Annotated in this window: 8 protein-coding genes and 1 pseudogene; 5 read left to right on the forward strand and 4 right to left on the reverse strand. The window is 60.6% G+C overall.

The window, feature by feature from the left end:
* Both DBR24_RS32415 and DBR24_RS16320 read left to right on the forward strand, forming a co-directional pair.
* Positions 1-1,077, forward strand: a 1,077-nt coding sequence (locus DBR24_RS32415) for an ABC transporter permease (RefSeq protein WP_256591557.1), incomplete at its 5' end; no start/stop codon positions are given.
* Positions 1,077-2,195 carry an ABC transporter permease gene (locus DBR24_RS16320; RefSeq protein WP_123469713.1) on the forward strand — a complete coding sequence of 373 codons (1,119 nt, stop codon included), beginning with the start codon at positions 1,077-1,079 and terminating at the stop codon, positions 2,193-2,195. The genes DBR24_RS32415 and DBR24_RS16320, both read left to right, overlap by 1 nt.
* A gap of 16 nt (positions 2,196-2,211) precedes the next feature.
* Here the strand turns inward: DBR24_RS16320 and DBR24_RS16325 are convergent, their stop codons facing one another.
* A complete protein-coding gene (locus DBR24_RS16325; protein WP_177490592.1) occupies positions 2,212-2,619 on the reverse strand; it encodes a flagellar basal body-associated protein FliL in 408 nt (135 codons plus the stop codon).
* 150 nt (positions 2,620-2,769) lie between these two features.
* On the opposite strand from DBR24_RS16325, the gene DBR24_RS16330 reads away from it, so the two are divergent.
* Positions 2,770-3,747: an NADPH:quinone oxidoreductase family protein gene (locus tag DBR24_RS16330; RefSeq protein WP_123469716.1), complete on the forward strand. Its 978-nt coding sequence runs from the start codon at positions 2,770-2,772 to the stop codon at positions 3,745-3,747.
* Between the two features lie 14 nt (positions 3,748-3,761).
* Here the strand turns inward: DBR24_RS16330 and DBR24_RS16335 are convergent, their stop codons facing one another.
* A complete protein-coding gene (locus DBR24_RS16335; RefSeq protein ID WP_128615280.1) occupies positions 3,762-4,391 on the reverse strand; it encodes a flagellar basal body-associated protein FliL in 630 nt (209 codons plus the stop codon).
* Between the two features lie 225 nt (positions 4,392-4,616).
* On the opposite strand from DBR24_RS16335, the gene glpT reads away from it, so the two are divergent.
* Positions 4,617-5,966, forward strand: coding sequence for a glycerol-3-phosphate transporter (gene glpT, locus DBR24_RS16340; protein ID WP_122596666.1), 1,350 nt, complete (start codon positions 4,617-4,619; stop codon positions 5,964-5,966).
* On the opposite strand, the gene DBR24_RS16345 is transcribed toward glpT, so the two are convergent.
* The gene (locus DBR24_RS16345) at positions 5,942-6,610 is read right to left on the reverse strand and encodes a gamma-glutamylcyclotransferase (protein ID WP_128615281.1); all 669 of its coding nucleotides are present in this window, start codon (positions 6,608-6,610) and stop codon (positions 5,942-5,944) included. The genes glpT and DBR24_RS16345 overlap by 25 nt on opposite strands.
* Positions 6,611-6,964: 354 nt before the next feature.
* Between DBR24_RS16345 and DBR24_RS16350 the strand changes: the two genes are divergently transcribed.
* Positions 6,965-7,441, forward strand: coding sequence for a sn-glycerol-3-phosphate transporter (locus DBR24_RS16350; protein WP_128615282.1), 477 nt, complete (start codon positions 6,965-6,967; stop codon positions 7,439-7,441).
* A 25-nt stretch (positions 7,442-7,466) separates the two neighbouring features.
* Here DBR24_RS16350 and DBR24_RS16355 read toward each other — a convergent pair.
* Positions 7,467-7,961: pseudogene (locus DBR24_RS16355) on the reverse strand (CDP-6-deoxy-delta-3,4-glucoseen reductase); the annotation flags it as partial.

Below are 7,961 nucleotides of genomic sequence, written 5' to 3' on the forward strand. Positions count from 1 at the left end.
CTGCTGCGTGACAAAGTGCGTATGGCCTTCGCACTGGCGGGGGCGATCTTCATGATGGTGATCTTCGGCTACGGGATTTCCCTGGACGTGGAAAACCTCGCGTTCGCCGTGTACGACCAGGACCAGACGCCGCAGAGCCGAACCTATCTGGAAGCCTTTCGCGGCTCACGCTATTTCGATGAACGCCCGGCCATCCACGACGCTCAAGAACTACACCGCCGCCTGCAACGCTCGGAGATCAAACTGGCGCTGGAAATCCCCCCCGGATTTGGCCGTGACCTGTACGCCGGGCGCCAGCCTGCAGTGGCGGCGTGGCTGGATGGCGGCATGCCGTTTCGCGCCGAGACCAGCCGCAATTATGTCGAAGCCGTGCACCTGGCCAACCTGCAACAATTGGCCGAGCAGAGCAGCCCTGCGATCAATCATCAGGCAGGCGCCAGCCTCGAGACGCGCTTTCGCTACAACCAGGATGTGGTCAGCGTCAACGCCATCGGCCCCGGGGTCATGGCGCTGATTCTGGCGTTCATTCCGGCGATGCTCACCGCACTGGGCATCGTGCGCGAAAAAGAACTCGGCTCGATCACCAACTTCTACGCCACGCCCCTGACCCGCCTGGAGTTTCTGCTGGGCAAACAGGCACCATACCTGCTGGTCAGTCTGGTCAATCTCGCGCTGCTGGTGGCGATGAACCGCTGGCTGTTTGGCGTGCCGTTCAAGGGCAGCCTGCTGACGCTGGCGTTCGGCGGCCTGTTGTACGTGCTGGCGACCACCAGCATGGGCCTGCTGATCTCGGCTTTCACCCGCACGCAAATCGCCGCGATCCTCGGCACCATGATCATCACCAGCCTGCCGACCATTCAGTTCTCCGGGCTGATCGTGCCGCGCTCTTCGCTGGAGGGGGCGGCGGCGGTGATGGGCATGCTGTTTCCGGCAGGACACTTTCTCGACATCGCGGTGGGCACGTTCACCAAGGCGCTGGACCTGCGGCAGCTGTGGCCGCAATGCCTGGCGCTGTTCGGGTTCTTTGTCGGGTTCACCGGGCTGAGCCTGATCATGCTGAAAAAGCAGGAGGCCTGATGCATAAGTTCGCGCACATCCTGCGCCTGGGACTCAAGGAACTGACCAGCCTGCGCCACGACAGCGTGTTGCTGCTGTTCCTGTTCTACGCCTTCACCGTGGCGATCTACATGCCCGCCGCCGGCTCGGTGATCGGCGTGCACAACGCCAGCGTGGCGATCGTCGACGAAGACCACAGTGCCCTCTCGCGCCAGTTGGCCCAGGCCCTGCAACCGCCGGAGTTCCAGACGCCGGTGCTGTTGCCCTATACGCAACTCGATCAGGTGATGGACAGCGGCCAGTACACCTTCGTGATCAACATTCCGGCAGGGTTTCAAACCGATCTGCTCGCGGCGCGGCAACCGGCCATTCAAGTCAACGTCGATGCCACCGCGATGAGCCAGGCGTTCATGGGCGCCGGCTACATCAGCCGGATCTTCCAGCGTGAATTGCAGACCTACGGCGGCCAGGGCGATGCCGTGAGCAAAACGCCCATCCAGTTGACCACCCGCGCACTGTTCAACACCAACCTGGAGGGCGGCTGGTTTCTGGCGGTGATTCAGATCGTCAACAACATCACCATTCTGGCGATCATCCTCACGGGCACGGCGCTGCTGCGCGAGCGCGAGCACGGCACGCTCGACCATTTGCTGGTGCTGCCGCTGACGGCGCTGGAAATCATGCTGGCGAAAATCTGGAGCAACCTGCTGGTGGTGGTGCTGTGCACCTGGCTGTCGCTGGAGGTGGTGGTCAAAGGCGCATTGGGCGTGCCGTTGTCCGGCTCGATGGGCCTGTTTTTGCTGGTGACGGCGGTTTATCTGTTTGCCAGTACCGCGTTGGGGATTTTTCTGGCGACCCTGGCGCGCTCGACGCCACAGTTCGGCCTGCTGGCGATTCCAGTAATCATCCCGATGTTGCTGCTGTCCGGCGGCAGCACGCCGCTGGACAGCATGCCGCAATGGCTGCAGTGGGTCATGCAGGGCTCGCCGTCCACGCATTTTGTCAGCCTCAGCGCCGCGATTCTGTTTCGCGACGCGGGGCTGAGCGTGGTCTGGCCGGACTTGCTGGCGCTGACGGCCATCGGCCTGCTGTTCTTCTTCATTGCCCTGGCACGCTTTCGCAAGAGCCTGGCGTCCTGAACAGCCGCCAGCGTGGTTACTGAATGATCAGGTTGTTGAACAACAGGTCTTCAACCACCGGCTTGCCGGTTTCGTCGTTCATCACTTGCTGAGTCTGCTTCAGGGCTTCCTGACGCAGTTTTTCCTTGCCTTCGATGCTGCTCATCGCCTCGCTGGTCTGCTGGGTAAACAGCGCCACCAGTTGATTGCGGATCAACGGCTCGTTGGCCTTGACCAGTTTGGTCGCCTCTTCACCGGTCACGCGCAAAGCCACGTCGGCCTTGTAGACCTTCAGCTTCGGCGTGCCATCCAGCCCGTAGTTGCCCACGAACGGCGGGCTCAGGGTGATGTAGTTGACCTTCGGCGCCTCGCCTTCTTTGGCTTCTTCGGCCAGCGCTGCCACAGGCAGAGACAGGGCCAGCAACAACATGATCCACGCTTTCACAATTCGCTCCTTATCCGGTTTGCGGCCTAGCATAACGACCCGCCGCGCAAGCACAAGCTTATGGCTGCCTATCAGGGCCGGGCATGCTCGTTGACCCGTTGACTGACACACCTACACTTATCGGCCATCACTCCCAAAGGAATAGCCCTGATGAAAGCCGTGCTGTGCAAAGCCTTCGGCCCTGCCGAATCGCTGGTGCTGGAAGACGTCGCCAGTCCTGCCCTGAAGAAGAACGAAATCCTGCTGGAGGTGCACGCCGCCGGGGTCAACTTCCCGGACACGCTGATCATCGAGGGCAAGTACCAGTTCAAGCCGCCCTTCCCGTTCTCGCCGGGCGGTGAAGCGGCCGGCGTGGTCAGCGCCGTGGGCGAAAAGGTCGGCCATTTGAAGGTCGGCGACCGGGTCATGGCTTTGACCGGTTGGGGCAGCTTTGCCGAACAGGTCGCGGTGCCGGGCTACAACGTCCTGCCGATCCCGCCGTCGATGGATTTCAATACCGCCGCCGCGTTCAGCATGACCTACGGCACCTCGATGCACGCCCTTAAACAACGGGCGAACCTGCAACCGGGCGAAACCCTGCTGGTGCTGGGTGCGTCTGGCGGTGTGGGGCTGGCGGCGGTGGAAATCGGCAAAGCCATGGGTGCCCGGGTCATCGCTGCCGCCAGCAGCGCGGAGAAACTCGCCGTGGCCAAGGCTGCCGGTGCCGATGAGCTGATCAATTACAGCGAAACCAGCCTCAAGGACGAAATCAAACGCCTCACTGACGGCCAGGGTGCCGACGTGATCTACGACCCGGTCGGCGGTGACCTGTTCGATCAAGCCATCCGCGCCATCGCCTGGAACGGCCGGCTGCTGGTGGTCGGCTTCGCCAGCGGACGCATCCCCGAGTTCCCGGTCAACCTCGCGCTGCTCAAGGGTGCGGCAGTGGTCGGCGTGTTCTGGGGCTCCTTCGCCCAGCGCCAGCCGCAGGACAACGCGGCGAACTTCCAGCAACTGTTCGGCTGGTTCGCCGAGGGCAAGCTGAAACCGCTGGTGTCGCAGGTGTATCCGCTGAGCAACGCGGCGCAGGCGATCAATGATCTGGGGCAGCGCAAGGCTGTGGGCAAGGTGGTGGTGCAGGTGCGCTGAAACCGCAGCGTGTCTCAGCCGCCGGGCGATGGTGCCGCGTCGCCCGGCAACAGCTGCTCCTGCACCTTCTCGCTACGGGACGGGATGAGCCGCCCGTTCTCATCGAAGCGCAGGACGATCAGCCAGTCGAACACATCATCCGGCCATTTTTCCTGGCCCATCAGCGCTGTGGGGTCGCCACCAAAGGCCTTGAGCAGTTTGTTGATGTGGCCGTGATGCCAGGCGATCAACACCGTTTGCGCCTGATTGCTTTTGCGCAACAGTTTGACCAGTTGATGAAGATCGCCATTGACGTAGGGTTGCTCAATCACAAGGTTCAGACGCTGGGCCAGCGGGGTCAGGGTCAGACGCGAACGTGAACTCTCCGGGACGTCGCCGGCAGCGATCAGACGCTGGGGGGTGAGCGTCTGGCCGTCGAGTTTCAGCGGATTGAAATAGTCGACGTAGGCGGCCGCACGCTGTTCGCCTCGGGCATTGAGCGCCGACCCCTCAGCCGGTTTTTCCGCATGTCGAATGATCAGCACCGTGGCGTTGCGCAGACCGGAATGAGTCGGATGATCGGTGATGATCAATGTCAGTAATACAACGGCAAGACCCGCTGCCACCAAAAATCTCGGCATCAATCTGCGAACCTTCAGTGGCATTTCTTATCTCGGCTGATCAATCGGTTGAACTGGCCGCGAGTCTAAGCCACCCGATGTTCAGAAGTGGTGAAAACGCCCTGTTCTTACAGCTGAGCGACAGCTTCATAAAGGAAAGTGCGATTTCCAACATTTCCGCTGTTTTGCCAATGCGAACCGGTGCTATTTTCGGTAACGAAACTGTAACATTCGCATCCGCAGTCAAAACAAGAAATCTGGAGCTCTTGAATGTTTGCTTTCTTTCGTCCTGCCGCCCATCAGGCTCCATTGCCTGAAGAAAAAATAGACAGCACCTACCGACGCCTGCGCTGGCAGATCTTCGCCGGTATCTTCTTCGGTTACGCGGGTTACTACCTGCTGCGCAAAAACTTCTCCCTGGCCATGCCGTACCTGATCGACGAAGGCTACAGCCGTGGCGATCTGGGTCTGGCGATGTCGGCCATCGCCATTGCCTACGGCCTGTCCAAGTTCCTGATGGGCCTGGTCTCCGACCGTTCCAATCCGCGTTACTTCCTGCCGTTCGGCCTGCTGGTATCGGCCGGGGTGATGTTCATTTTCGGTTTCGCGCCGTGGGCGACGTCCAGCGTGACCATGATGTTCATCCTGCTGTTCATCAACGGTTGGGCCCAGGGCATGGGCTGGCCACCGAGTGGACGCACAATGGTGCACTGGTGGTCGCAGAAGGAACGCGGCGGCGTGGTCTCGGTGTGGAACGTGGCGCATAACGTCGGCGGTGGCCTGATCGGTCCGCTGTTCCTGCTCGGCATGGGCCTGTTCAACGACTGGCACGCAGCGTTCTACGTGCCCGCAGCCGTGGCGCTGGGCGTGGCGGTGTTTGCCTTCATCACCATGCGCGACACCCCGCAATCGGTCGGCCTGCCGCCGATCGAGAAGTACAAGAACGATTACCCCGAAGGCTACGACGCCAGCCACGAAGACGAATTCAGCGCCAAGGAAATCTTCGTCAAATACGTGCTGCGCAACAAAATGCTCTGGTACATCGCCCTGGCCAACGTCTTCGTCTACCTGCTGCGCTACGGCGTGCTGGACTGGGCGCCGACCTACCTCAAGGAAGCCAAGGGTTTCACCGTGGATAAAACCTCGTGGGCCTATTTCTTCTACGAGTGGGCGGGTATTCCGGGCACGCTGCTGTGCGGCTGGATGTCGGACAAGATCTTCCGTGGCAACCGTGGCCTGACCGGCATGGTGTTCATGGCGCTGGTGACCGTCGCAACGCTGGTGTACTGGCTGAACCCGGCCGGCAACCCGACCGTGGACATGATCGCGCTGTTCTCGATCGGCTTCCTGATCTACGGCCCGGTGATGCTGATCGGTCTGCAGGCGCTGGAACTGGCACCGAAGAAAGCCGCCGGTACGGCAGCTGGCTTCACCGGTCTGTTCGGTTACTTGGGTGGTTCGGTCGCGGCGAGTGCGGCGATGGGCTACACCGTTGACCACTTCGGCTGGGACGGTGGTTTTGTGCTGCTGGTGGGCGCTTGCCTGCTGTCGATGGCCTTCCTGGCCCCGACGCTATGGCACAAGCAAGTCGCCAGTCAGAGCCGCGAAGCCGTCGCTTGATCGCTTTGTGATTGACAGCGCTTGAGCCGCGCCTCCAGATTCCGGTCTGGCATGGCGTGGCTGCGCAGGGCGTGGGCGGTCTGCTCGACATAATCGCGAGTGGTTCCGTAGCGCCCGCAAGCGCTTGCGAACACCTGACTCAGCACGTGATCCGGCAGGTTGCCGGCGTAGCTGGGCAGGTGTCGCTCCAGCACAAACCCCAACGCCTGAACCTGACTGCCATCTTCGAGCCGGCAGTTGAGCCAGTGCGGGCGATAGGACGGGAACGGCATCTCGCGTTTCCACAGCGCATAAAGCGCACTGTCGAGGTTCTCTTCCGGCAACCGATAGGCGAAGCCGCTGCACGAACCGCCGCGATCCAGACCGAACACCAGCCCGGGCATTTCCGGCGTACCGCGATGCTCATGCGACCACAGGTACAAACCGCGGTGGTAGCCATGGACTCGCCCGCGCACCCGCTCCACTGCCGTACATTCCGGACGCCAGATCAGCGACCCGTAAGCGAACAGCCACACCGGTCCGCCCTTGTGGCGCGCCATGGTCGATTGCATCGAGACGAGAAGTTGTTCGTGGGTCAGCTGCGGCCCCAGATCGAGCCGCGGAGGGTAAGCCAGATTCACAAAAGCAGATTCAATGGCTGTCATGACGGAAATGTTCGGCCCCGCAAGTATTACAAGATGTAAGCACAATTCGCTGGATAGAACATATAGCAGTAACCGTAAAACGAAAAGTGCTAAAGGATGTATGACTGGCTCAATAGCGTTAAATCGAGATTAGCGGTCCCGGTCAACGGCTTTTATATAGCCTAATACCATTGCCGGAATATCTTAAATACCCGAATGAAATATGCATAAGCCTTCCCTTGTTCAGGAACGGTTCAAGAAAACGCAGGAATTTTCCTACTAGAATGTCGGACTTTATGTCTTTCAAGTCGCTGAACGCCTACGTATAACGGCCTTCTTCTGGCGCAAGCCATCCCGTTTAACCGAGGCTGCAACATGAACGCACCCAGGCTTTTGGCCGCATTGTTATTGCTTCAGACCGGCCAGGCTCTGGCCACCAATGATTCACAAAAAGACGATGGCTTCTGGTACGCACAAACCAGTGTCTATACCCGCCATTACTCGCCCGACCCTGAACACAATAATCATCAGGACTTGATCGGCATCGAACGCAATCAGGCTTCCGGCTGGGTATTGGGCGGGGCAACTTTTCGCAACTCATTCAGCCAGCGCTCGAACTATGCCTATGTCGGCAAGCGCTATGACAGCCGGGAGTATCCGGTGTATCTGAAAGTCACCGGCGGCCTGTTGCAGGGTTATCGCGGTGATTACAAGGACAAGATCCCGTTGAACCGCTTCGGCGTGGCACCGGTAATCATTCCGTCCGTCGGTACTCACTACGGCCCGCTGGCGGCCGAGCTGGTGTTTCTCGGCGCCAACGCGGCGATGGTGACGACCGGCGTACGTTTCTAGGGATTGGGCTCAACGCTCGTGCGGCTCAAGAGCGCGGCGCATAGGCAAACACGTCCGCGCGCATCTGGTGTGCATCCATCCCGGCTTCCACCAGCGCATCCAGCGTGCCGTAGACCATCGCCGGCGAACCACTGGCGTAGACGTGCAGCGGCTTCAGATCCGCAAAGTCTTCACACACGGCCTGGTGCAACATCCCGCAGCGCCCTTCCCAACCGCACTGGTCGCTGACGACTTTGTGCAGGAACAGATTGGGCAGTTTCAGCCATTCGTCCCAATGCTCGATGGCGTAGAAATCTTCCGGACGGCGCACGCCCCAGTACAGATGCACCGGGTGTTTGAAGCCGTTGGCGCGGCAGTGTTCGATCAGGCTGTGAATCTGGCCCATGCCGGTACCGGCGGCGATCAGCACCAGCGGCCCGTCAGGCAATTCGGCGAGGTGGGTGTCGCCAAACGGCAGTTCGACGCGCACCAGCGGGTTGCGTTGCAACTGTTCGATCAGGCTCAGCGCACTGGCTTCACG

The organism is Pseudomonas sp. HMWF006, assembly GCF_003061205.1.
Taxonomy (GTDB): domain Bacteria; phylum Pseudomonadota; class Gammaproteobacteria; order Pseudomonadales; family Pseudomonadaceae; genus Aquipseudomonas; species Aquipseudomonas monsensis.